The 23,739-nt window shown below is 64.4% G+C and carries 25 protein-coding genes; 11 read left to right on the top strand and 14 right to left on the bottom strand.

The features are described from left to right. Nucleotides 1-17: 17 nt before the first annotated feature. Together DT070_RS04170 and DT070_RS04165 are read right to left on the bottom strand one after the other, a co-directional pair. The gene (locus DT070_RS04170; RefSeq protein WP_122954278.1) at nucleotides 18-1,517 is read right to left on the bottom strand and encodes an AMP nucleosidase; all 1,500 of its coding nucleotides are present in this window, start codon (nucleotides 1,515-1,517) and stop codon (nucleotides 18-20) included. 8 nt (nucleotides 1,518-1,525) lie between these two features. Continuing rightward, nucleotides 1,526-1,873, bottom strand: a complete 348-nt coding sequence (locus tag DT070_RS04165; RefSeq protein ID WP_122954277.1) for a hypothetical protein — start codon at nucleotides 1,871-1,873, stop codon at nucleotides 1,526-1,528. A 92-nt stretch (nucleotides 1,874-1,965) separates the two neighbouring features. Between DT070_RS04165 and DT070_RS04160 the strand changes: the two genes are divergently transcribed. Next, nucleotides 1,966-3,336 carry a serine protease gene (locus DT070_RS04160; RefSeq protein ID WP_122954276.1) on the top strand — a complete coding sequence of 457 codons (1,371 nt, stop codon included), beginning with the start codon at nucleotides 1,966-1,968 and terminating at the stop codon, nucleotides 3,334-3,336. Further along, the gene (locus DT070_RS04155) at nucleotides 3,333-4,337 is read left to right on the top strand and encodes an FHA domain-containing protein (protein WP_122954275.1); all 1,005 of its coding nucleotides are present in this window, start codon (nucleotides 3,333-3,335) and stop codon (nucleotides 4,335-4,337) included. Before DT070_RS04160 ends, DT070_RS04155 begins: the two co-directional genes overlap by 4 nt. A gap of 22 nt (nucleotides 4,338-4,359) precedes the next feature. Here the strand turns inward: DT070_RS04155 and DT070_RS04150 are convergent, their stop codons facing one another. From DT070_RS04150 to DT070_RS04140, 3 genes are all read right to left on the bottom strand, one after another. Then, nucleotides 4,360-4,560 carry a YqaE/Pmp3 family membrane protein gene (locus DT070_RS04150; protein ID WP_122954274.1) on the bottom strand — a complete coding sequence of 67 codons (201 nt, stop codon included), beginning with the start codon at nucleotides 4,558-4,560 and terminating at the stop codon, nucleotides 4,360-4,362. A gap of 41 nt (nucleotides 4,561-4,601) precedes the next feature. Next, nucleotides 4,602-5,972, bottom strand: a complete 1,371-nt coding sequence (gorA, locus tag DT070_RS04145; RefSeq protein ID WP_122954273.1) for a glutathione-disulfide reductase — start codon at nucleotides 5,970-5,972, stop codon at nucleotides 4,602-4,604. Nucleotides 5,973-6,051: 79 nt separating this feature from the next. Then, nucleotides 6,052-6,942, bottom strand: a complete 891-nt coding sequence (locus DT070_RS04140; protein ID WP_122954272.1) for a LysR family transcriptional regulator — start codon at nucleotides 6,940-6,942, stop codon at nucleotides 6,052-6,054. A 152-nt stretch (nucleotides 6,943-7,094) separates the two neighbouring features. Here DT070_RS04140 and DT070_RS04135 point away from each other — a divergent pair, with 152 nt between their 5' ends. Together DT070_RS04135 and DT070_RS04130 are read left to right on the top strand one after the other, a co-directional pair. Beyond that, nucleotides 7,095-7,748, top strand: a complete 654-nt coding sequence (locus DT070_RS04135) for a glutathione S-transferase family protein (protein WP_122954271.1) — start codon at nucleotides 7,095-7,097, stop codon at nucleotides 7,746-7,748. Further along, on the top strand, nucleotides 7,745-8,704 hold the full coding sequence (locus tag DT070_RS04130; protein WP_122954270.1) for a pyridoxamine 5'-phosphate oxidase family protein: 960 nt from the start codon (nucleotides 7,745-7,747) through the stop codon (nucleotides 8,702-8,704). Before DT070_RS04135 ends, DT070_RS04130 begins: the two co-directional genes overlap by 4 nt. 179 nt (nucleotides 8,705-8,883) lie before the next feature. On the opposite strand, the gene DT070_RS04125 is transcribed toward DT070_RS04130, so the two are convergent. Then, entirely contained in the window at nucleotides 8,884-9,807 is a 924-nt protein-coding gene (locus DT070_RS04125) for a LysR substrate-binding domain-containing protein (protein WP_122954269.1), read from the bottom strand. Between the two features lie 95 nt (nucleotides 9,808-9,902). Here DT070_RS04125 and DT070_RS04120 point away from each other — a divergent pair, with 95 nt between their 5' ends. Genes DT070_RS04120 through dbpA form a run of 3 tightly spaced genes read left to right on the top strand, consistent with a single transcriptional unit; the run spans nucleotide 9,903 to nucleotide 12,420 of the window. Next, on the top strand, nucleotides 9,903-10,181 hold the full coding sequence (locus DT070_RS04120; RefSeq protein WP_122954268.1) for a DUF2917 domain-containing protein: 279 nt from the start codon (nucleotides 9,903-9,905) through the stop codon (nucleotides 10,179-10,181). Beyond that, a complete protein-coding gene (locus tag DT070_RS04115) occupies nucleotides 10,175-10,960 on the top strand; it encodes a crotonase/enoyl-CoA hydratase family protein (protein WP_122954267.1) in 786 nt (261 codons plus the stop codon). The genes DT070_RS04120 and DT070_RS04115 overlap by 7 nt, the downstream gene beginning before the upstream one ends. A 35-nt stretch (nucleotides 10,961-10,995) precedes the next feature. Next, nucleotides 10,996-12,420 carry an ATP-dependent RNA helicase DbpA gene (dbpA, locus tag DT070_RS04110; RefSeq protein ID WP_122954266.1) on the top strand — a complete coding sequence of 475 codons (1,425 nt, stop codon included), beginning with the start codon at nucleotides 10,996-10,998 and terminating at the stop codon, nucleotides 12,418-12,420. A gap of 12 nt (nucleotides 12,421-12,432) precedes the next feature. Here the strand turns inward: dbpA and DT070_RS04105 are convergent, their stop codons facing one another. Next, the gene (locus DT070_RS04105; protein ID WP_122954265.1) at nucleotides 12,433-13,071 is read right to left on the bottom strand and encodes a cysteine hydrolase family protein; all 639 of its coding nucleotides are present in this window, start codon (nucleotides 13,069-13,071) and stop codon (nucleotides 12,433-12,435) included. 104 nt (nucleotides 13,072-13,175) lie between these two features. Here DT070_RS04105 and DT070_RS04100 point away from each other — a divergent pair, with 104 nt between their 5' ends. Then, nucleotides 13,176-14,189 carry a GlxA family transcriptional regulator gene (locus DT070_RS04100; protein ID WP_122954264.1) on the top strand — a complete coding sequence of 338 codons (1,014 nt, stop codon included), beginning with the start codon at nucleotides 13,176-13,178 and terminating at the stop codon, nucleotides 14,187-14,189. A 272-nt stretch (nucleotides 14,190-14,461) separates the two neighbouring features. Then, a complete protein-coding gene (locus DT070_RS04095) occupies nucleotides 14,462-15,328 on the top strand; it encodes a transglutaminase family protein (protein ID WP_122954263.1) in 867 nt (288 codons plus the stop codon). 67 nt (nucleotides 15,329-15,395) lie between these two features. Here the strand turns inward: DT070_RS04095 and DT070_RS04090 are convergent, their stop codons facing one another. The 6 genes from DT070_RS04090 to DT070_RS04065 all read right to left on the bottom strand — a co-directional run bounded on the left by DT070_RS04090 (nucleotide 15,396) and on the right by DT070_RS04065 (nucleotide 20,998). After that, nucleotides 15,396-16,376 (bottom strand): branched-chain amino acid ABC transporter permease, encoded by a 981-nt coding sequence (locus DT070_RS04090; RefSeq protein WP_369973917.1) that lies wholly within the window; start codon nucleotides 16,374-16,376, stop codon nucleotides 15,396-15,398. 2 nt (nucleotides 16,377-16,378) lie between these two features. After that, the gene (locus tag DT070_RS04085; RefSeq protein WP_122954262.1) at nucleotides 16,379-17,263 is read right to left on the bottom strand and encodes a branched-chain amino acid ABC transporter permease; all 885 of its coding nucleotides are present in this window, start codon (nucleotides 17,261-17,263) and stop codon (nucleotides 16,379-16,381) included. A gap of 150 nt (nucleotides 17,264-17,413) precedes the next feature. Next, nucleotides 17,414-18,607, bottom strand: coding sequence for an ABC transporter substrate-binding protein (locus tag DT070_RS04080; RefSeq protein ID WP_122954261.1), 1,194 nt, complete (start codon nucleotides 18,605-18,607; stop codon nucleotides 17,414-17,416). A 79-nt stretch (nucleotides 18,608-18,686) separates the two neighbouring features. Beyond that, nucleotides 18,687-19,391: an ABC transporter ATP-binding protein gene (locus tag DT070_RS04075; RefSeq protein ID WP_122954260.1), complete on the bottom strand. Its 705-nt coding sequence runs from the start codon at nucleotides 19,389-19,391 to the stop codon at nucleotides 18,687-18,689. Beyond that, nucleotides 19,391-20,164, bottom strand: a complete 774-nt coding sequence (locus DT070_RS04070; protein WP_122954259.1) for an ABC transporter ATP-binding protein — start codon at nucleotides 20,162-20,164, stop codon at nucleotides 19,391-19,393. The genes DT070_RS04075 and DT070_RS04070 overlap by 1 nt, the downstream gene beginning before the upstream one ends. A 288-nt stretch (nucleotides 20,165-20,452) precedes the next feature. Then, nucleotides 20,453-20,998, bottom strand: a complete 546-nt coding sequence (locus tag DT070_RS04065; protein ID WP_153976290.1) for a hypothetical protein — start codon at nucleotides 20,996-20,998, stop codon at nucleotides 20,453-20,455. A 294-nt stretch (nucleotides 20,999-21,292) separates the two neighbouring features. Between DT070_RS04065 and DT070_RS04060 the strand changes: the two genes are divergently transcribed. Continuing rightward, entirely contained in the window at nucleotides 21,293-22,366 is a 1,074-nt protein-coding gene (locus DT070_RS04060; RefSeq protein ID WP_122954257.1) for a DUF6352 family protein, read from the top strand. 20 nt (nucleotides 22,367-22,386) lie between these two features. Here DT070_RS04060 and DT070_RS04055 read toward each other — a convergent pair whose 3' ends face one another. Next, nucleotides 22,387-22,698, bottom strand: a complete 312-nt coding sequence (locus DT070_RS04055) for a cupin domain-containing protein (RefSeq protein WP_122954256.1) — start codon at nucleotides 22,696-22,698, stop codon at nucleotides 22,387-22,389. A 167-nt stretch (nucleotides 22,699-22,865) separates the two neighbouring features. On the opposite strand from DT070_RS04055, the gene DT070_RS04050 reads away from it, so the two are divergent. Next, on the top strand, nucleotides 22,866-23,699 hold the full coding sequence (locus tag DT070_RS04050) for an aldo/keto reductase (RefSeq protein WP_122957243.1): 834 nt from the start codon (nucleotides 22,866-22,868) through the stop codon (nucleotides 23,697-23,699). The last annotated feature ends 40 nt before the right edge of the window (nucleotides 23,700-23,739 follow it).

The raw sequence follows: 23,739 nt of genomic DNA, 5'->3' as shown, positions 1-23,739 counted from the left end.
AGGCTGGGCCGGTGGCATTACTGGAAGGCCACTTCCGAGAAACTGCGCAGCTTGCGGCTGTGCAGCTGGGTGATGCCTTCGGCGCGCAGCAACTCGACAGCGCGTATGCCGATGCGCAGGTGCTGGTCTACGCGCTCGCGGTAGAAGTGGTTGGCCATGCCGGGCAGCTTGATCTCGCCGTGCAGCGGTTTGTCGCTGACGCACAGAAGCGTTCCATAGGGAACGCGAAAGCGAAAACCGTTGGCGGCAATCGTTGCGCTTTCCATGTCGAGCGCCACCGCGCGGCTCTGGCTGAAGCGGCGCTGCGGCTGGTTGCCGGGCAGCAGTTCCCAGTTGCGGTTGTCGGTAGAGGCTACCGTGCCGGTACGCATGATGCGTTTGAGGTCCGGCCCGACGGCCTGTGTCACGTCTTCCACCGCCTGCTCCAGCGCCTTCTGGATTTCGGCCAGCGCGGGGATCGGCACCCACAGCGGCAGCTCTTCGTCCAGCACATGGTCTTCACGTACATAGCCGTGGGCCAGCACGTAGTCGCCCAGCTGCTGGCTGTTGCGCAGGCCGGCGCAGTGGCCCAGCATGATCCAGGCGTGCGGGCGCAGCACCGCAATGTGGTCGGTGATGTTCTTGGCGTTGGCCGGGCCGACACCAATGTTGACCATGGTGATGCCGGTGCGGTCGGCGCGCAGCAGGTGGTAGCCCGGCATTTGCGGCAGACGCGGCGGCTGCACGCCGAGCTCGTCGCCGGGCGCCGCAGGCAGGCCGGTGCGGCGCGTCACCACATTGCCGGGCTCGATGAAGGCGATGTACTCGCTGTTGGGGTCGGCCATTGCTTCATGGCCCAGGCGCACAAACTCGTCGATGTAGAACTGGTAGTTGGTGAACAGCACAAAGTTCTGGAACCAGTGCGGCGAGGTGCCCGTGTAATGGCGCAGGCGCTGCAGCGAATAGTCAACACGGGCCGCGGTGAACAGCGATAGCGGCTGCGGTTCGCCGGGCAGGGGTTCATACGTGCCGTTGGCAATGCCGTCGTCCATCGCGCCCAGATCGGGCAGGTCGAACACGTCGCGCATCAGCATGCGGCGAGACGCATCCATGCTGCCTTCGATGTGGTCGTTTTCGGCAAACGAAAAATGGATGGGGATGGGCTGCGTGCTGGTGCCGATCTCGAGCTCCACATCGTGGTTCTGCATCAGCAGGCGGAACTGCTCCAGGTAGTAATTGCCATACAGGTCGGGCCGCGTCAGCGTGGTTTCAAAGCGGCCGGGCCCGGCGACGAAGCCGAAGCTCAGTTGCGAAATGTCCGGTGTTTCCAGGATGGCGCGGGCCACCGTGTCGGTGTGGATGCGCACGAAGGGGTAGCAGGCGCGCACATGGCCGGGCAGGGTTTCGCCGGCCACATAACGCTGCATCGCATCGCGCAGGTGGGCGATCTGCTGGTCGTAAATGGCACGAACCTGGGCCAGCGCGGCGGCCGGGTCTTTGTATCGGGTAGGGGCGATGAAAGGAGGGAGGTAGGGCATGTCTTCGTTTACTTCTTGGTTTTAGACGGGGTGGCCGGTGCCAGGCTGAGCTGGTCGGCTTCGGTGACGGCGGCTTCGCGTTTTTTGCGGTCGAACAGGCAGAGCACGCGGCCCGGCCGGTTCTTCATGTGCGCCTGCGGGTAGCGGCCGGCCACCAGCAAGGCCGTCATGCCCACACTGTCGTCATAGGCCATGGGCTGGCCAGCGGGTTTGGCGTTCTTCAGGCCGCTGGCTTTCACGCAGGCGGCAGCGACTTCCTTGTCATGCGCAGACCAGGCATCCGGTGAAGACGCCTGTGCTGCGCCGGCTGTGAAGACCGTGATCAGCAGGAGTGCGTTGTTGAGCAGACGGCGCATGCAAATTCCTTGTGTTGAAGGGGACGAGCGGTGGAACCGGGGCATGCCCTCATTGTGCGGCAAACGTAATGGCCGCGCCCTAGAATGCATCGATGAACCATTCCACGCCATCAAGGCATTTAAGGCGCGCCCTTCTGGCTGCCGTTGCGGGCCTGCTGTCCTTGCAGGCAGCCCACGCCCAGGCGCCAGCGCCCGCACGCGGCGCCCCGGCAGCAGCCACCGCACCTGCCGCGGCCCCGGCCCAAATCTCCCGCGACGCCCAACGAGCCTACGAAACAACCCGCGACAAGCTGGTGCAGATACGCACCCTGCTGCGCAACTCCAACACCCAGGCCAGTGTGGGCTCGGGCTTTTTTGTCTCGGCCAACGGCCTCATCATCACCAACTTCCACGTGGCCAGCCAGCTCGCGCTGGAGCCCGAGCGCTACCGCGGCGTTTACGTGCCGGTCGACGGCAAGGAGGCCGAAGTTGAACTGCTGGCCTTTGATGTGCGCAACGACCTGGCCCTGCTGCGCGTGAAGGCGCCCGCCACCGGCATGCCGCAGCTGGCCTTTCGCGGGGCCGACAGGCCGCTGGCGCGCGGCGAGCGCATCTACTCGCTCGGCAACCCGCTGGACATCGGCTTCGCCGTGACCGAGGGCACCTACAACGGCCTGGTGCAGCGCAGCTTTTACCCGCGCATCTTTTTCGGCGGCGCGCTCAATCCCGGCATGAGCGGCGGCCCCGCGCTCGACGACGCAGGCCAGGTGGTCGGCGTCAATGTGTCCAAGCGGCTGGACGGCGATTTGCTGAGCTTTCTCATCCCCGCCGAATTTGCCCAGGCCCTGCTGGCCAGGTCCGCATCGGCCAAGCCCATTACCAAGCCGGCGCATGCCGAAGTGGCGCGCCAGCTGGCCGAACACCAGGCGCTGCTGACACAACGCTTCACCGCCGCGCCGCTGACCGCGCAAAAACACGGCGGCTACAGCGTGCCGGTGCCCGACGATGCGCTGGCCCGTTGCTGGGGCCGCGGGCGTGCGCCTGACTTCAAGGCCTTCGACCTCGAACGCACCGACTGCCAGATCGACAGCCATGTGTTTGCCGGCGATTTCAACACCGGTTTTATTCGCCTGCGCTACGAGGCCTACAACGCGCCCAAGCTGGGCCCCCTGCGGTTTTCTGCGATGTACTCACAAAGCTTTGCCAACGAATACTTCGCCACCCGGGGCTCGCGCAAGGCCACGCCGGCCGAGTGCTCGGAGCGCTTCATCGAAACCGGCGGCATGCCGATGCGCGCCGTGGTCTGCATGAGCGCCTACCGCAAGCTGCCGGGCCTGTATGACGTGTCGGTGCTGACCATGTCGGTCAACCAGTCCGTGCGCGGCGTGCAGGGCCGCATGGATGCGCAGGGCGTGAGTTTTGACAACGGCCTCAAGCTGGTCGCGCATTACCTTGCCGGGTTCAAGTGGGAGGCCGCACCATGAGCGCAGCCATCCTGGGCCTCTTGCAGGCCACCGACCGCAACGGCGCTGTGGTAGCCCGCTTCGATGTGCGGCACTGGCCCGTCACCCTGGGCCGCGCGCTGACGGCCGACCTGGTGCTGGACGACAGCCATGTGGCAGGTGAACACCTGCGCATAGACCGCACACCCGAGGGCGGCGTCACCGTGCAGGTGCTGGACACACGCAATGGTGTGGCGCTGGGCCGCACCCAGCATGGGCAGGGCGCGCAGTTCAACTGGCCTGCCGGCGAAGCGCTGACCCTGGGGCGGCTGAAGCTCGGCTTGCGCCTGGCCGACGAACCCATAGCCGTTGAAGAGCCGCTGCCGCATTTCCCCTGGCGCACCGTCGCCTGGACGGTGTTGGCTGTGCTGGGCATGCTGGCGCTGGTGGTGGGCCAGTCGTGGCTGACACTGACCGAGCCTTCCCAATTGGCGCGGCAGTTGCCTGGGCTGATCGCGGCCGTCGCGATGGGCACCGCCGTATGGGCGGGCTTGTGGGCGCTGGCCACCAAACTCTTTACGCACCGCCTGCAGTTCTGGCGGCATGTGCGCATCGCGTGCGCCAGTGCGCTGGCGATACAGCTTGTTTCGGCGCTGGCCGGTTTGCTGGCTTTCATGTTCTCGCTGGAAAGCCTGGCGCGTTATGAAGTGCAGCTGGCGCTGCTGGGCGCCGCGGTGGCCATTTATGTGCACCTGACGGTCATCGTGCCGCAACGCCGCCGCGGCCTGGCCGGGCTGGTGGCAGGTGTGGCGGTGCTGGGCATTGTGGCCATGCTGGGCACCAACTGGCTGCAGAACAAGCGCCTGTCCAACAAGCTTTATCTGTCCACCATCTACCCGCCGTCGTTGCGCATGGCGCCGGCGGTGCCGGTGCCGCAGTTCCTGGACGAAGCCGGCGCTCTTCGCGAACGCCTGGCGGCGCGGCTGAAAGACCGCGAGCCGGATGCGGAAGCAGCCGACGACAGCGACGCCGACACGGATTGAGCGCAGCCCGCGGGCGGGTTGCTCAGGCCCGGCCCTGGCCGGCCATCGCCGCCTTGATTTTCTGGTCCGTTTTGTACTGGCTCAGTGCATAAACGGCCCAGATCGTGGCCGGCAACCAGCCGATCAGGGTGATCTGCAGCAGCAGGCAAAAAATGCCTGCAAACGGCCGCCCGATGGTAAAAAAAGTCAGCCACGGAAGAATCAGCGCAATCAGCAATCTCATTTTTCTTTCTCTCCGTTAGTCGTTCTTAAAGCACGCTGAACTCAGTCCTTGACCGGATCCCGCATCGTCACGAACTCTTCGGCCACAGTGGGGTGAATGCCGATGGTGCTGTCAAAGATCGCCTTGGTGGCGCCAGCCTTCATGGCAACCGCGAAGCCCTGCACGATTTCACCTGCGTCGGGGCCTACCATGTGCAGGCCCACCACGCGGTCGGTGGCGTCTTCGACCAGCAGCTTCATCAGCGTGCGTTCGGTGCTGCCGCTCAGCGTGTGCTTGAGCGCCTTGAAGTCGGCGCGGAACACCGTGACCTTGCCGAATTTTTTGCGCGCATCGGCTTCCGAATAACCGACGGTGCCGATGTTGGGGTGGGTGAAGACGGCCGTCGGCACAAACTCATAGCTCATATTGCGCGGCTTCTTGCCGGCGGCGGGGCCGAAGAGCTGGTCGACCACCACCATGGCTTCGCCGGTTGCCACCGGTGTGAGCTGCAGGCGGGCCGTCACGTCGCCCAATGCATAAATCGACGGTACCGACGTCTGGTACTGGTCATTCACCTGGATCGCACCGGCGGCGTTGACTGTCACACCGGCGGCTTCAAGGCCGATGCCGTTGGCATTGGCCACACGCCCCGTGGCATACAGCACGGTGTCGACTTCAAGGCTCACGCCGCCCTCTTTGAGTTCAACCTGCAGGCCCGAGCCGGTCTTCGTGATGGCCGCGACGTGTGAGTTGAACTGCAGCTTGATGCCGGTTTTGCTCATCTCGGCGCCGATAAAGCGGCGCACGTCGTCGTCAAAACCCGTGAGCAGCTTGTCGCCGCGATGCACCTGCGTCACTTCTGACCCCAGGCCGTTGAAGATGGAGGCGAATTCGCTGGCGATGTAGCCGCCGCCCACCACCAGCAAACGTTTGGGGAAGGGATTCAGGTCAAACATGTGGTCGGAGGTCACCACATGCTCACGCCCCGGCACGGCCGGCACGGTGGCGGTGCCGCCGGTGGAGACCAGGATGTGTTTGGCGGTGAACTTCTGGTCGTCGACCTCGACGGTGTGCGCATCCAGCAGCCGCGCCCAGCCCTTGATGATCTTTACGCCGGCGGTTTCGAGCAGCTGCACATAAATGCCGTTGAGCCGTGCAATCTCGCGCGCGCGGTTGGCCTTGAGCAGGTCCCAGTCGAACACCGGTTTTTCGCCGACCCAGCCGAAGCCGTGCGACTCTTCAAAGCTGTCGCCGTAATGCGCGGCATAGCTGTAGAGCTTTTTCGGGATGCAGCCCACGTTCACACACGTGCCGCCCATCGCGGCGACTTCGGCCAGGCCCACGCGTGCGCCGCGCTGGGCCGACATGCGCGCCGCGCGCACACCGCCGCTGCCGCCGCCGATCACAAAAAGGTCAAAGTCAAAAGTCTGCATGCGCTGTATTCCTTGTTCTGCTGTCTTCTATTTACTGTGTTTGTACTGTGTTGGCTATCTGGTGCCTGATTGCCGGCTCTCAAGACTGGAACTCCCGGAGTTCCTTTTTCATCCACTCGATGAACACCCGTGTGCGCATGGGCAGCAGCCGGGCGTGCGGATAGACCAGGTTGATGGGCCGGGGCGGCGGCTCGAAATCCTGCAGCACGGTGCGCAGCTGCTTTGTCTTCAAAAACGGCGCCACCTGGTACGAGAAAAATGAACCCAGGCCCGCCCCCGCCACACACGCCGCCACGGCCGGCGCGATCTGGTTGAACTCCAGATTACCACTGACGGCCAGGCGCAGGGGCCGGCCCTGGTCGATGAACGGTCCCCACGTGGGGGAATGCTCGGTGATGCGCACGCAGTTGGCCTTGAGCAGGTCTTTGGGGTGTTTGGGCACGCCATGGCGGCGCAGCCAGGCCGGGCTGGCCACCACCAGGCGGCGGATGTAGCCCACGTTTTGCGCCACCAGGCTGGAGTCTTCGGGCTCGCCGATGCGGATGCCCACATCGATGCCTTCCTCGAGCAAGTTGACCACGCGGTCCAGCAGCACCATGGAGCAGCGCATCTTGTCGTGGTGCTGCACAAAACGCGTCACGGCGGGCGCCACATGCATTTCGCCAAACAGCATGGGCGCGGTGATGGTGAGGTGGCCGGCGGGCTCGGCCGCGTCGGCCGAGAGCGCCGCCTCGGCATCGGCCAGCGCGGTCAGCACCTGGCGGCAGCTTTCCAGGTGGCGCCGGCCTTCTTCGGTGAGCGAGATGCGCCGTGTGGTGCGGTTGAAAAGCCGCACGCCCAGCTCAGCCTCAAAGCCGGCCAGCGTGCGCACCATGGCGGGCAGCGACGACTCCATGACCTGCGCCGCGGCGGTCAGGCTGCCTTGTTCGGCAATGTGAATGAAAGCCTGCATGGCCTTGAGTTTGTCCATGGGCGAGATGCTACGCCTGTTGCGCTTATTAATCCATTAATCGGATTAGTTAAATCTGATTTCAGCCATTTATTCAGATTAACGGTTCAAACAGAATCCATCCCTGACAGACCCATTCCATACAGCCCAGCCCATAACCCGAAAGACCAACCATGAGCACACCCATCGCCAAAGCCACGCCGGCCCAGCCCATACGCCTGCACCGTGTCGCCATCTCCGGCCACTCGCATCGGGTGGAACTCTTTCTATCGCTGCTGGGCCTGCCCTTTGAGCGCATCGAAATCGACCTGGCTGCCAAAGGCCACAAAACACCGGCCTTCCTGGCGATGAACGCTTTCGGCCAGGTGCCGGTGATCCAGGATGGTGACGTCACGCTGGCCGACTCCAATGCCATCCTCGTCTACCTCAATGCACGTTATGCGCCGGACGCCGACCAGTGGCTACCGCGCGACCCGCTGGCCGCCGCGGCCGTGCAGCGCTGGTTCTCGGTGGCGGCCGGGCAGCTCGCCTACGGCCCCGCTGCCGCGCGTGTGATCCAGCTGTTCAAGCGCCCCGAAAGCCCCGAGGCGATTGAACGCGCCCACGCCCTGTTCGCGGTGATGGAGCAGCAGCTCGGCCAGTCCGCGTTTCTGGCGGGCAGCACACCGACGCTGGCCGACATCGCCAACTACAGCTATGCGGCGCACGCGCCCGAAGGCAACGTGTCGCTGGAGGCTTATCCCAAGCTGCGCGCCTGGCTGGCACGCATCGAAGCCTTGCCGCGCTTTGTGCCCATGGTCAGAACACCGGTAGGGTTGGCAGCATGACCACCGCAACTTTTCACGAAGGCGAGCGCGCGGTGCAGGCCCGCGTGGGCGCGGCTGTGCGCGCGCGCATGGCGGAAATCGGCCCGCGTGTGATCCGCGACTTCATGCCCGACCAGCACCGCGAGTTTTTTGAGCAGCTGCCGTTTATCGTGGCCGGCACGGTAGACGGCGCCGGCCAGCCCTGGGCGTCGATGCTGGCCCAGCCGCCCGGCTTTATCCACTCGCCCGATGCGCATCACCTGGTGCTGCGCGCACAGCCCCTGGCGGGTGATCCCTTGCAAGGCACGCTGGTTGACGGCGCGCCCATCGGCCTGTTGGGCCTGGAGCCGCATACCCGCCGGCGCAACCGCATGAACGGCATCGTGCGCGGGCTCAGCGCGTCAGGCTTTGCGGTGGAGGTGAGCCAGAGTTTCGGCAACTGCCCCAAGTACATCCAGGCGCGTGAGCCTGTCTATGCTGACCAGGCGCTATCGGCCAAACCGGTGGTACATGAATCCCCCCAGCTGAACGACGCAGCACGCCGCATGATCGAATTGGCCGACACCCTTTTCATCGCCACCGCTTACAAGGGCGATGATGAACAGGCCGGCCGTGCCGGCGGTGTGGATGTGTCGCACCGCGGCGGCAAGCCTGGCTTTGTGCGGGTGGATGCCGACGGCACGCTCACCATGCCGGACTTTTTCGGTAATTTTTTCTTCAACACGCTGGGCAATATCGCGGTGAACCCGCGCGCCGGCTTGCTGTTTGCCGACTTCGACAACGGAGACCTGCTGTACCTGGCCGTCACGGCCGAAATTATCTGGGACGGCCCGGAGGTCGAGGTCTTCACCGGCGCGCAGCGCCTGCTGCGCTTCAAGGTGCAGTCCATGCGGCTGGTGGAAAATTCGCTGCCTTTGCGTTGGGGTGAAGCGGAACTCTCACCGGTACTCGAGACCACGGGCGCTTGGACTGTTTGATCTTCCGGTAGCTCCGAACACCACACCGTTCGGGCTGACCCTTCGACAGGCTCAGGACAGGGTACGCCTGACGGCGTATCGAAGCCACTGTGGCACACCAGCCCTTCGATGCCTCAGGGCGAGCGGTCGTGGGGACTGGTGATGATCTGGCAGCGCTCAGTAGTTTTTACGCAATTGCCTCAGCCGATGGCTTCGAGGGCGAGTTCGCGCTCCAGCCAGGCACGAAATTTCTGTACCGCCGGCCGTTCAGCGCTGTGCGCCGAGATGACGATGCGGTAACCGAGGCCCGGGACCGTCTCGCCGGGCAGGACCACCTCAAGCTGGCCACTGCGCAGCAGCGGCAACACCAACGGCGTGCGTCCTATGGCAATGCCGGCGCCCTGCACGGCGGCGGTCAGAACGTGCTCGTACTGCGAAAAATAGAGGCACGGTTGCTGCGCCGATTGCTGCAGGCCCAGGCGCTCGTACCAGGCCGGCCATGACATCCACGGAAAGCGCGTGGCCGGGTCGTAGTACACCAGCAGTGAGGTGCGCAGGATGCCGTCAGCCGTTTTGATGCGCGCCGCAAGGGCCGGTGTTGCGACCAGCAGGGCCTGCTCCTGCAACAGGAACGGCGGCCCGGGCTCACCGGGCTGCACCGGGCTCAGGCGCACAGCCATATCCAGGCCTTCGCGCTCCAGGTTGGCCCGCGCTTCCGAGGCGTCGACGCGCACGTCGATGGCGGGCTCCAGTTGTTGAAATTGCGCGAGCTTGGGCGCCAGCCACAGCGCGGCAAATGACGGCGTTGTCGAGACTGAAACTGACACCCTGTCTGCCGCCAGCAAGCGGTCCACCGCCGAAGCCAGCTGCGCCAGCGAGGCACGGGCCGCCTCAAACAGCTGGCGGCCCTCGGGCGTAAGGCTCAGCCCTTTTCCGCCGCGCAGGAACAAGGCCGTGCCCAGCGCGTCTTCCAGGCTTTTGACCTGTTTGCTCACCGCGGATTGCGTGATGCACAGCTCTTCGGCGGCCGCTGTAAAGCTTAAGTGGCGCGCAGCCGATTCAAAGCCGCGTATGGCGTCGAGCGACATGGCACGCAGGGCGTGGGAGGAGGAAGGACTCAGCATGGCATGAACGATTGGAATACCCCGGATGACAAACCATCCGGCCACGCGGGCCGGCTCCGTTGAAGAATCAAACCACACTTTTCAAGGAGTCCGCCATGCACGCCCCACAAACCCCATTGAAGCTCGGGCCCATCCCGAAACGCTTTCGCCTGCCGCGCGGCCAGGCCCTGACCTGCGCCCAAGGCACGCTCTGGATCACCAGCGATGCGCTGGCCGGGCTGGGCCCCGACAGCGACGTTGTGCTGGAGAGCGGCCAGTCTTTTGTCACGCCGCAGGCCGCGACCTACTTTGTGGGCGCCCCGCGCGGTTGCGGCGTGCTGTCACTTTCATCATCCGGCGCTTTTCCCCGGAGTCTTCTGGAGGCCGCATGCTGATAGAAACCGAACGCCATGGCCAGCACGTGGTGCTCACCCTGAATCGTCCCGAAAAACTGAATGCACTCAGTTATGAATTGATCGACGAATTGATGGACCGGCTGAACGCACTGGAGCGCGACGACAGTGTGCGTTGCCTGGTGCTGACGGGGCGGGGCGACAAGGCCTTCAGCGCCGGTGCCGATATTGCCGGCTTCGCGCCTGATATCGCCGCGTCGCCCGAAGCGGCGTACCGCAACTTCGTCATGCGCGGCCAGGCCATGACGCGCCGCATCGAGAACTATTCCAAACCCATCATCGCGGCCGTCAACGGCATGGCTTTCGGCGGCGGGTGCGAAACCATGGAGGCGTGCAGCCTGGCGATCGCGGCGGAGCATGCCCGCTTTGCCAAGCCCGAAATCCGCCTCGGCTTTCCGCCGCCTTTTGGCGGCACGCAGCGCCTGCCGCGGCACATCGGCCGCAAGCGCGCCAATGAAATGATCCTGACCGGAGAGGCCATCAGTGCAGAAGAGGCCTTGCTGATCGGCCTCATCAACCACGTAGTGCCCGCCCCTGACTTGCTGCCGGCGTGTTTGCGTATGGCAGACCTGATCGCCGCCAACTCCGCCGTGGCGGTGACGGCCTCGCTGCGCGCGGTGACGCGCGGCCTCAACGTATCTATCGACGAAGGCCTGGCGATCGAGGCTGCGCAGTTCATGATCGCGGCGGCGTCGCAGGATGCGCGTGAGGGTACGGCGGCCTTTGTGGAGAAGCGCCGGCCGGTGTTTAACCATCGCTGAAACCCCCCTTTTAGAGGCGAAGCCGATAATGGGGGATGAGTTCCCCTTCCTCCCCTTCCTCCGCCGGCAGCACCGACTTCGCCAGCCTGCCCCTGACGCCCGCTGTGCTGGCCAACCTCAAGCAGCTCGGCTACCTCAGCATGACGCCCATCCAGGCAGCCAGCCTGCCTGTCGCGCTGCTGGGTAAAGACCTGATCGCCCAGGCCAAAACCGGGAGCGGCAAGACTGCCGCCTTTGCCATCCCGCTGTTGGCCAACCTCAATGCGCGCCGCTTTGCCGTGCAGGCCATGGTGCTGTGCCCCACGCGCGAGCTGGCCGACCAGGTAGCGACCGAGATCCGCCGCCTGGCGCGGGCCGAAGAAAACACCAAGGTCGTGGTGCTGTGCGGCGGTGTGCCGCTGCGCAACCAGACCGCCAGCCTGGAAAACGGCGCGCACATCGTGGTGGGCACGCCCGGCCGCATCATGGACCATCTGGCCCGCGGCAATCTGACGCTGGAAGCGCTGAACACCCTGGTGCTGGATGAAGCCGACCGCATGCTGGACATGGGCTTCTTCGAGGACATCGTCACCGTCGCCAAGCAGTGCCCGAAAGAGCGGCAAACCCTGCTGTTCTCGGCCACCTATCCCGAAGGCATCGCCAAGCTGAGCCAGCAGTTCATGAAGACGCCGCAAACCATCACGGTGCAGGCCCAGCATGAAAAAACCAAGATCCAGCAGCGCTGGTACCAGGTGCCCGACAGCGACCACGATGAAGCCCGCCTGGGCGCCGTCGCGCAAGTACTGCGGCACTTCCGCCCGGCCAGCACGCTGGCGTTTTGCAACACCAAGTCACAGTGCCGCGCACTGGTGGCCTATTTAAAAGAGCAGGGCTTCAGCGCGCTGGCGCTCTTCGGTGAGCTGGAGCAGCGCGAGCGCGACCAGGTGCTGGTGCAGTTCTCCAACCGCAGCTGCTCCGTATTGGTGGCGACCGACGTGGCCGCGCGCGGGCTGGACATTGCGCAACTGGCGATGGTCATCAACGTCGATGTGACGCCGGACGCCGAAGTACACATCCACCGCATCGGCCGCACCGGCCGCGCCGATGAAGAGGGCTGGGCCATCAGCCTGGCCAGCATGGACGAGATGGGCTACGTCGGGAAAATCGAGGTGCTGCAGAAGGCCGAATCCGACTGGCACAAGCTGAGCGAACTGACGCCCGCCAGCAATGAGCCCCTGTTGCCGCCCATGGTGACGCTGCAGATCGTCGGCGGCCGCAAGGAAAAAATCCGCGCGGGCGACGTGCTGGGCGCGCTGACCGGCGATGCCGGTTTCACCCGCGAGCAGGTCGGCAAGATCAACGTCAACGAGTTCTCCACCTATGTCGCGGTGGACCGCCGCATCGCGGCCGATGCGCTGCACAAGCTTTCCACCGGCCGCGTCAAGGGCAAGAGCGTGAAGGTGCGCTTGCTGGAGGACTAAGCTCCTACGCCCTCAGCGCGCGGCCACCGCCGCGTGGTTCGACGCGAGCACATTGTTCTTCTCCAGCCGGCCGCCGGCCTGGATGGCGGTGATCCATGCATCGGTGGAGCCGGCGGCGGCAAAGCGCGAGTGGAAGACGACGCTGAACACGCGGTGGATTTCTTCGGCGCTGGCCTGGCCGGCTTCATTGGCATAGGGCAGGGCGCCGGTGGCGTCCTGTAAAAACTCCACATGCAGGCCGCGGTGCGTGGCTTCGAAAATCGTGGATGCATCGCAGTTGTGCGTCATGTAGCCGATCACGGTGAGCGTGTCGATGCCGCGTTGCTCCAGCCACTGCGCAAAGTCGGTGCCGGTGTAGACGCTGGGCCAGGCTTTTTCGATGTAATGGTCGCGCGGGCGGCTGGCCACGGTGTCGTGCAGCGCCCAGGTGGCCGAGCCCTTGGCAAACACCGGCGCGGCGGCGGATTCGCTGTGCTGCACCACCACCACCGGAATGCCGGCCGCGCGGGCGGCGTCCATGGCGCGGCCGATGTTGGGCAGGGTCTGGGCCACGGGCGGGTATTCGATCAGCAGGCCGCCGTTGAAATATTCCATCTGGACGTCGATCACGACAAGGGCGCGGCGCGGGGCTTTGGCATCGGTGCGGGTCATAAAAAGCTTTCTGAAAGTTAAAGCGTTGCTCGGTGCCTGAATTGTTGTGCCGGGCGGGTTTTTTAGACAGTGGCCCGAATGTCAATACTCGATAGAATCGGGTCATGTCGCCACGCGCCCTCAAATCAACCCGGAACGCTTCTTCTACCGCCGGCCAGGACCACTCGGTGGCCGTGGTCGCGTTTGATGGCATCAGCCCCTTTCACCTGTCGGTGCCCTGCATGGTGTTCGGCAATGATTTTTCCGCCGCTGACCAGCCGCGCTTCAGGCTGGTGGTGTGCGCTGAAAAGCCCGGCACGCTGCGCACCACCTCGGGCTTCGGCATCCAGGTGCAAAAAGGCCTGGGTGCGCTGGCAAAGGCGCAGACCATCGTGGTGCCGTCCTGGCGCGACCCGAGGGAGCGCCCGCCCGAGGCCTTGCTCAAAGCCTTGCAAGCCGCGCACCGGCGCGGCGCGCGCATCGTGGGCCTGTGTCTGGGCGCGTTTGTGCTGGCTGAAGCTGGCTTGCTCGACGGCCGGCCGGCGACCACGCACTGGGCGCTGGCCACCGAGTTTGCCGCGCGCTACCCGCAGGTGCGCCTGCAGCCCGATGTGCTGTATGTGGACGACGGCGATGTGCTGACGTCTGCCGGCACGGCGGCCGGCATCGATTGCTGCCTGCATGTGCTGCGCCTGGACTACGGCGCCGAGGTGGCCAACCGTGTGGCGCGCCGCATGGTGGTGGCGCCACAGCGCCAGGGCGGGCAGGCGCAGTATGTCGAGCAGCCTGTGCCGGCCACGGGCGCCGACCACCGGCTGTCGGCCATCCTCGCGTGGGTGCAGAAAAACCTGGGCCAGCCGCACAGCCTGGATGCGCTGGCGGCGCGGGCCTTGATGAGCCGGCGCACCTTCACGCGGCATTTCCGGCAGGTCACGGGCACCACGGTGGGCCAGTGGCTCACCAGCCAGCGCCTGGGGCTGGCGCAGCGCCAGCTTGAAACGACAGACCGCTCGATGGAGCAGATCGCCGTTGATGCGGGCTTTGGCTCGGCGGTGTCGCTGCGCCAGCATTTCGCGGCGACGCTCGGGACGTCTCCTTCCGCCTACCGGCGCGAGTTTCGTGTGCCTGGGAATTTATAAGAAATCGGCCTCCAGCCCTTTGTGTATCTAGGCCGGTAGCTATAAAAAGCATAGCGGATACAAAAAACTGGCAGACCCCTTGCCGCTGTAGGTGCAGACGACGCCGCAATGTCGGCCCCGGTGGGCAGGCACGCCCGGGAAATTTCGCCAACGACAAATGCAGGCTTTTTTTACGCGCCTAATGGAAGTTGATGGCAGGCGGTTTCCGCCGCTACAGACATACGGCCCTTTTCGGGGCCAATCCCCTCAACGCAAAAGGCATAAGGCATCGTATGGTCAGGCTAGAGTTTTCCACCGTGCTAAGTTACGAGGTGATGGCGCCGGGCGCCGATTTCATCTTCAACCTCCAGGCCGCTTACACACCGCGGCAGATCGTCGTGCAGGAGTCCCTGGGCCTGAGCCAGCCAGTCCTCACCAGCGGCTACACCGACCCGGCCACACAAAGCCGGCTTCTGCGCGTGCACGCCCAGCCCGGCAACTTCACGCTGAGCTATACGGCCGTGGTGGAGCTTATTCACTATGAGGCGCAACCGGCGTCGCTGCCTGAGCTGGGCCCGCTCGCCCTGCCCGGCGAGGTGCTGCCTTACCTGTATCCCAGCCGTTATTGCCAGTCGGACCGGCTCCTCACGCTCGCCAATAGCCAGTTCGGCCATTTGCCGCTGGGCTACAGCCGCGCGCAGGCGATTTGCGACTGGGTGCAGCAGCATGTGAGCTTTCAGGGCAACACCAGCAACAGCACCACCTCGGCGATCGACACCCTGATTGAACGGGTCGGTGTGTGCCGCGATTTTGCGCATTTGATGATCGCGCTGTGCCGCGCCGCCAGCCTGCCGGCGCGCATGGCCAGCGGCATGGACTACGGCGCCGACCCGGTGCTGGGCCCGCCGGATTTCCACGCGTATGTGGAGGTCTACCTGGGTGAGCGCTGGTACATCTTCGACCCCTCGGGCACAGCCATTCCCATGGGTTTTGTGCGTTTCGCCACAGGGCGTGATGCGGCCGACATTGCGTTTGCCACTATCTTCGGCAGCGTGACCGCGGCGCAGCCGCAGATCCATATCGAGGCGGTGCCCAACAGCCAGGGGCAGCTGGTCGTGCCGCAGCATGTGAACTACGCGCTGTCGACCGACGGCCCCTGATCGTTTGACCACCTAATAAAAAAGCGCGCAAATCTTGCGCGCTTTTTTTGTGGGCGGTAGTCGCTGCTCAGGTTTGCTGCGATGCCGCCTTGGCGGCGTTGCGGCGGCGCTCCAGGAAGGCCTGCAACTCGCCGATCACGCCCTTGCGGAAGGCCAGCACGCACAGCACAAAGATCACGCCGATGATCACGGTGACCCACGAGCCGACTTTATCGGCCAGCAGGTTCTGCAGCGCAATGACGATGCCCGAGCCCATGACGGGGCCGAAGAAAGTGCCGACGCCGCCCAGCAGCGTCATCAGGATGACCTCGCCGGACATGGACCAGTGCACATCCGACAGCGTGGCAAAACCCATGACCAGCGTTTTCATCGAGCCGGCGAGACCCGCCAGCGAGGCTGACAGCACAAAAGCCAGCAGCTTGTAGCGATCGACGTTGTAGCCCAGCGAAATGGCGCGCGGCTCGTTCTCGCGGATCATCTTGAGCACCTGGCCGAAGGGCGAATGCACGATGCGCGAGATGAACAGGAAGCAGGCCACAAACACCGCCAGCACCACGTAATACAGCGAGATGTCGGATTCGAGCGGCAGCACGCCGAACAGCTTGCCGCGCGGCACGCCCTGCAGGCCGTCTTCACCGCCGGTAAAGCTCGCTTGCAGGCAGACGAAGTAGACCATCTGCGCAATCGCCAGCGTGATCATGGCGAAGTAAATGCCCTGGCGGCGTATCGCCACCAGGCCGACCAGCAGGCCGATCAGCCCGGCCGCCACCGCGCCGGCCAGCAGGCCGAGCTCGGGCGTCCAGTTTTGCGACTTGATGAACCAGCCGGTGACATACGCCGCCGAGCCGAAGAAGGCCGCATGGCCGAAAGACAGCAGGCCGGTAAAACCCAGCAGCAGGTTGAAGGCACAGGCAAACAGCGCGAAGCACAGCAGCTTCATCACAAACACCGGATACAGGCCCAGGAAGGGCGCAGCCAGTGCAAAAGCCAGCAGGACGAGGTAGGTGATGCGCAGCATGTTGGCGGCTTTAGTGGAGAGGGCGCTCATGATTACGCTTCCTTTCCGAAGAGGCCGGCGGGCCGGAACATCAACACGATGACCATGATGACAAACACCACGATGTTGGAAGCCTCAGGGTAAAACACGCGGGTGAGGCCCTCGACGATGCCCAGGCCCAGGCCGGTGATGACCGAGCCGAGGATGGAGCCCATGCCGCCGATCACGACGACGGCGAACACCACGATGATCAGGTTGGAGCCCATCAGCGGGTTGACCTGGATGATGGGCGCGGCCAGCACGCCGGCCAGGCCTGCCAGTGCGGCGCCTGCACCGTAGGTCAGCATGACCATCATGGGCACGTTGACGCCAAAGGCCTGCACCAGCGGCGCGTTTTCGGTGCCGGCGCGCAGGTAGGCGCCCAGCCGTGTGCGCTCGATCAGGAACCAGGTGCCCAGGCAGACCACCAGCGAGATCACCACCACCCAGGCGCGGTAGATCGGCAGGCGCATGAAGCCGAGGTCCATGGAGCCGGCCAGCAGGTCGGGGACGTTGTAGTTCTGGCCGGAGACGCCGTAAATTTCGCGGAACACGCCTTCGAGCACCAGCGCCAGGCCGAAGGTCAGCAGCAGGCCGTAGAGCGGGTCCAGCTTGTACAGGTGTTTGAGGAAGAGCCGCTCAATGATGACGCCGAGAATGCCGACCGTCAGCGGCGCCAGCACCAGCGCGAACCAGTAGTTCATGCCGAACTGGTCCAGCATGATCCAGGCGGCGAACGCGCCCAGCATGTAGAGCGCGCCGTGCGCAAAGTTGACGATGCCCAGCAGGCCGAAAATCACCGCCAGCCCCAGGCTCAGCATGGCGTAGAACGCGCCATTGACCAGGCCCAGCATCAGCTGGCCCATAAACGCTTGCAGGGGAATACCGAAAATTTCCATGGGAACCTGTCAGGACACCAATACCGTTAATTGTGGCGGGAGCGGGAGGCCGTTCAAGGAAGCAGCCGGCCATTCCTGCATTTCTGCGTGAATGACCGGCTGGACCGAACCCCTCGCTCTTCTCCGTCTTTTTTGTCGTCAGTTACCGGCTTACTTCTTGACGGCCGCGCACTTGGATTCGGCCACCGTGGTGAAGGCCTGGTCGCCCGGCACCTTGGCGATGGTCTTGTAGTAGTCCCATGGCGTGCTGGAGTTCTTGGAGCTCTTGACTTCATACAGGTACATGTCGTGGATCATGCGGCCGTCGGCGCGGATCTGGCCCTTGTTATAGAAGTCGTCGATCTTCATGCCCTTGAGCGTGCTCATGACCTTGTCGGAGTCAGTGGTGCCGGCAGTTTGCACGGCCTTCAGGTAGTTCATCGTGGCCGAGTAGTCGGCGGCCTGCAGGCTGGAAGGCATGCGTTTGTACTTGTCAAAGAAGCGCTTGGCGAACTTGCGCGAAGCGTCGTCCTGGTTCCAGTACCAGCTGTCGGCCAGCTGCAGGCCCTCGGTGTTGGCCAGGCCCAGGGAGTGCACGTCGTTGATGAACACCAGCAGGCCGGCGACCTTCATGGTCTTGCCGATGCCGAATTCCTTGGCGGCCTTCATGGCGTTGGTGAAGTCGCCGCCGGCATTGGCCAGCGCCAGGATCTGTGCCTTGGAAGACTGCGCCTGCAGCAGGAAGGACGAGAAGTCGGACGCGTTCAGCGGGTGGCGGACGGCGCCGGTCACGGTGCCGCCGTTGGCTTTGACCACGTTGGAAGCATCGCCTTCGAGCGAGTAGCCGAAGGCATAGTCGGCGGTCAGGAAGTACCAGCTCTTGTTGCCGGCCTTGACCAGGGCGGATCCGGCCACCTTGGCCAGCGACACCGTGTCATAGGCGTAGTGCACGGTGTAAGGCGAGCAGTCTTCATTGGTCAGGCGGGCCGAGCCGGCGCCGATGGCGATGAAGGGTTTTTTCTTTTCGGTGGTGACCTTGGACATGGCCAGCGCCGTGCCGGAGTTGGTGCCGCCGATCAGCATCTGAAGGCCATCCTTGTCGATCCACTCGCGGGCCTTGGACGATGCGACGTCGGCCTTGTTCTGGTGGTCGGCGCTCAGCACTTCGATAGGACGGTTCAGCACCTTGCCGCCGAAGTCCTGCACGGCCCACCTCAGCATTTCCGCGCCGGCCGGGCCGTCGATGTCGGCATACAGGCTGGACATGTCGGTGATGATGCCGATCTTGATCGGGCCGGTGTTTTGCGCGAAGGCGGCGCCGGTGAGGCCGACGGCGAGTGCGGCAACGAGTGTTTTGAGTTTCATGGTGTCTCCTGTTATGGATGGGGGTGAACCGGGGTGGGGAAATCGAAAAAACGGTAAAAAGGCTGGTCGTGTTTCAGCGTCAGACGCCGAGGTATTCCTGCAGCATGCCCATGTTGCCGGCCAGCTCGCTTTGCGCAAACTGCTTGACGATGCGGCCGTGCTCCATCACGTAGAAGCGGTCGGCCAGCGGTGCGGCAAAGCGGAAGTTCTGCTCGACCAGCACGATGGTGTAGCCCTTGGCCTTGAGTGTGAGGATCATCTCGGCGAGCTTTTGCACGATGACGGGCGCCAGGCCTTCGGAAATCTCATCGAGCAGGAGCAGGCGCGCACCGGTGCGCAGGATGCGCGCTACCGCCAGCATTTGCTGCTCGCCACCCGACAGGCGCGTGCCGGGGCTGCTGGCGCGTTCCTTCAGGTTGGGGAACATCGCGTAAATCTCGTCCAGGCTCATGCCGCCCGGGCCGATGGTGGGCGGCAGCATCAGGTTTTCTTCGGCCGTCAGGCTGGCGAAAATGCCGCGCTCTTCGGGGCAGTAGCCCACGCCCAGGCGTGCCACCCTGTGCGGCGCCAGCTTGATGGCTTCTTCGCCGTTGATCTTGATGGAGCCTTTGCGCGCGCCCGTCATGCCGACGATGGCGCGCATGGTGGTGGTGCGGCCTGCGCCGTTGCGGCCCAGCAGGGTCACGACTTCACCTTCGTTCACCGAGAGGTTCACGCCGTGCAGGATGTGCGACTCGCCGTACCAGGCGTTGAGGTCTTCTAATTTGAGGAGCTCCTTCGACATCAGTGGGCTCCTTGCAACTCGGTATTCGCCGTGCCCATGTACGCCTCGATCACCAGCGGGTTTTTCGAGACCTCGCCGTAGGGGCCGTCGGCAATGATGGCGCCGCGCTGCAGCACCGTGATGCGGTCGGCGATCGACGACACCACGTTCATGTTGTGCTCGACCATCAGGATGGTGCGGCCGACCGAGACTTTCTTGATCAGTTGCGTCACGCGGTCCACGTCTTCGTGGCCCATGCCCTGGGTGGGCTCGTCCAGCAGCATCAGCTCAGGCTTCAGCGCCAGCGTGGTGGCGAGCTCCAGGGCGCGCTTGCGGCCGTAGGGCAGGTTCACCGTCAGCTCGTCGGCGAAGCCGCCCAGGTCGACTTCGGCCAGCAGTTCACGGGCGCGGTCGTGCAGGTGGAACAGGCTGTCTTCGGGTTTCCAGAAATGGAAGGAGGTGCCCAGGTTGCGCTGAAGCGCAGCGCGCACGTTCTCCAGCACCGTCATGTGCGGGAAAACGGCGGAAATCTGGAACGAACGCACGATGCCGCGGCGCGCGGTCTGTGCGGGCTGCTCGGCCGTGATGTCGTTGCCGTTGTAAACAATGCTGCCGCGCGTCGGCGTCAGGAACTTGGTCAGCAGGTTGAAGAAGGTGGTCTTGCCGGCGCCGTTGGGGCCGATCAGCGCATGGATATGCCCGCGCTGGACTTTGAGGTCCACGTTGTTGACGGCCACGAAACCCTTGAATTCCTTGGTCAGCCCTCGTGTTTCGAGAATGAACTCCACTGACAAATTAGTCTCCGGCGGGTAGGGGTTGACGTCACGGGGCGTTCAGGCGGCCCGGCATATGCAGCAGCAGGCATAGGCCCGTGAACACAAGGTGGTCATCCTAGCTATCCGCTTACGGGGGCGATACCGGGCAGACCCTTAGGTAGTTTTGCGTGATCGGCAACCCTAGCGGGCGCTCGCAAAAGCCCGCCTGGCGTTGTTGCGCCGCCTTGCCGTGCTGGTGCACTGTCTGCGGCTGGCGCGCCTAGCCAGACGGGCTTTTGCGAACGCCCGCAGTGGCAACGGTTTGCCCTAACGTGGGTAACCGCTTCCGCTGCCTGGCTTGGGGGTGCCCGCGCCGCCGGACCTGCGCTGTGCTTCCTGCCGGAAGCGCTCGTTCTCGCGCTCCGTCTGCGCCTGCTCCCTCAGGGCGCGCTGGCCGATGGGTTCTTCGCCTTGCCGGCGCTGCAGTTCGAGTTGCGGGCCCTGAAGTATTTCCTGCTGCCGGCGCTGTTGCTGGCGCTGAACCCATTCGTCATGGCGCTCGCGGTTGTACTGGCTGTCTCTGTTGTACTGGGGCTGGATCTGGCGAGACTGGAAGTCACGTTGTGCCTGCTCCCGCAACGCGCGCTGGCCGGGGGATTCGTCCCACGGGCGGCCTTGCAGGTCGCGCTGCACGGGCTGATGGGTGTCAGACCAGGTGCGCTCGGGAAAGGTGATGACGGAATCCTGCGCGCTGGCGGGGTGCTGCAGCAGGAAGGCAACAGCCAGGGCTGCCGGTCCCCCACGCAGGCCAGCCAGGCCAGGCAGGGCACGAAGGCCAATCCGCTGCAATGGGTTTTTCAACGAGGGTGTCATGGTGATGCTCTCTTCCTGCATGGGGTCGCTGGCTTGCCTGGATTGGCCTCGGGCGTAAGGGGCACTTTACCGCCCGCTTGGGTCCACAGGTAGATGGACTCCTGCCGGCCGGAAAAATTGCACCGGGGTGGGGGTGTGATGCAACAGCGTGTAAGCAGCCCGTGGCGGGCCGGTGCGGGAGATCTAAAGCAAAAATTGCCTGTAGCCATTACTGGTTAAAGGTGTATAGCTATCAAAAATATAGCAATTGTCGGGGCGAAACCTTTTCCGGTGCGGTATGAGACGATTGCGCCCATGCAAAACCCATGGCCCCAAGGCAGTTTTTACCAGCCCCTGCGCAACGAACGCGGCTGGCTGCAGCCGAGCGACGATTACCTGCGGCTTTTCCTGGCGCGGCCCGAGCTGGCGCTGGTGCCGGAATCATGCGAAGCCGAGCGCGCCCTGCATGCCGCGCTGGTGGCCTCTCCGTCCCGGCCGGTGGCGGCGCCTGAATTGCAGGCCTTCAAGGACGCCGACGCGCGGGACAACTACACGCTGTTCCTGCGCTTTCGCGACGGCCTGCTGGCCGCCGGCACCCTGGAGGCGTATTACCTCGGGCTCTTTCCGCGCGACGGCACGGGCCATATCAACATACCGCCGCTCTTTATCGACCTGGTGGCGCAGGCCATCCTCCACAACATGCTGGACGGCTCCACCGATGCCTATGAAATGCGCGCGGCCGAGATGCTGTTTCGCCCCCAGCGCATCAGCACGCAGGACGGCCAGGTGCTGAGCGGCGACCTGGAAGTGATCGACATGTTCCATGAAACCGGCGGCGTGGGGGACTTCGGGCGCTTTCTGGCCGAGGCGGGTGCACCCGTGGCGGCCGTGCAGTTGCAGGTGCTGAACGACGGCAATGCCGTGGACTACTGGCAGCAGGCGGGGCGCCACCGCTTCCTGCTGGACCTCACCCACGAAGTCAGCAACGACCTCAGCCACGGCCTGGTGCTCACCATGGTGCGCGCGCGTTCGGGCCTCAAGGCGCTGGCTGGTGTCTTGCAAAAATGGGTGAGTCACTTCCTGGGTGTCACGGTGACCATCCGGCCGGTGCAAAAGGTGGACGACGAAGCCTGGCGCTGGCATGTGGGCCTGGACGTCGAGGCGACGGCGCTGCTCAACGATTTGTACGAAGGCCGCGAGGTGGAGCCCGCGCGCCTTCAGCGCCTGGTGAGTTTGTTCCGCCTGGACTTTGCCGACCCGCGCGAGATGCGCGCCGATGTGGCGGGCAAGCCGGTGTACCTGGGGCTCATGATGAACGCCGACGGTGTGGTCCGGTTGAAGCCGCAAAACCTGCTGGTCAATTTGCCGCTGCCGGCGGCGGCTTCGTAAAGTTTGCCAGGGAACGGGCTTCAGTCGCTGCCTTCCACTTCCACCACCAGCACGCGGGCTTCGCCCACCGGCGAGGCGATGTGCTCCGTTCCGGCGCTGGCAAAAAAGATGTCGCCGGTCTCCAGCATCACCGAGCACTGGCCGCAGTTGTCGCGGTAGCGCATCTCGACGCGGCCGTCGAGCACGGCAAACACTTCTTCGCCCTCATTGATGTGCCACTTGTAGGGTTTGTCGGTCCAGTGCAGCCGTGTGGTGATGCCCTGCATATTGGCCACCGTCATCGCGCCCCAGGCGCGTTCGGCGGTGAAATCCTTGCTGCGAATGATCTTCATGTCTGTCTCCATCAGGTGAGCGCGTGGCGCAGTGAAAGCCCCGCCATGCTACGTCTCGCAGCCACTCGAAACATGAATTCTTCGGGCTGGATTGATTCCATACGCGCATCAGTGAAATGCACTCCGTCCTGGGGTGAACCGGCATGAACAGCTCTAAGATGGCCTTCATGAAAACCGTATTGCTGCCTTGCGGCGAAGCCGTCCCCGCCCTGGGCATGGGCACCTGGAACATGGGCGATGCGCGGGCGAGCCGCGCGGATGAACTGGCGACCTTGCGCTTGGGCCTGGACCTGGGCTGCACGCTGGTCGACACCGCGGAAATGTATGGCGAGGGCCTGTCCGAAGAACTGGTGGGCGAGGCCTTGCAGGGGCGGCGCGACGAAGCCTTTATCGTGACCAAGGTGTATCCGCACAATGCCTCGAAGGCGGGCACGGTGGCGGCGTGCGAGCGCAGCCTGCGGCGGCTGCGCACCGACCGCATCGATCTTTACCTGTTGCACTGGCGCGGCTCGGTGCCGCTGGCCGAAACCATGCAGGCGCTCATGGCCTTGCAAAAGGCCGGGAAGATCCGGCATTACGGCGTGAGCAACCTCGACCTCGCCGACATGCAGGAACTGTGGAACGTGCCGGGCGGGCAGGGCGTGCAAACCAACCAGCTGCTTTACAACCTGACGCGGCGCGGCATCGAGTGGGACTTGCTGCCCTGGTTGCGCGAACGCGGCGTGCCCGTCATGGCGTATTCACCCATCGAGCAGGCGCGCCTGCTGCACCACAACGGTCTTGCGCACTTTGCCGGGCGTCACGACATACCGCCCGCGCAGGCTGCGCTGGCCTGGCTGCTGGCGCAGGACGGCGTGATCGCGATTCCCAAGACCGGCCACCCCGACCGGCTGCGGGAGAACGTGGCGGCCGCGCAGGTTCAGCTCAGCGGTGAACAGCTGGCCGAACTGGACGCGCTGTTCCGGCCGCCGTCTCGCGCCACCCCGCTGGAGATGATTTAACAGGCATCCGGCCCATCGCCAAACGAGACGCCGGCCCCCG

The sequence above is a fragment of the Polaromonas sp. SP1 genome (assembly GCF_003711205.1).
GTDB lineage: Bacteria > Pseudomonadota > Gammaproteobacteria > Burkholderiales > Burkholderiaceae_C > Polaromonas.
The sequence above is the reverse complement of the archived record's forward strand: the minus strand, read 5'-3'. Positions and strand labels throughout refer to the sequence as shown.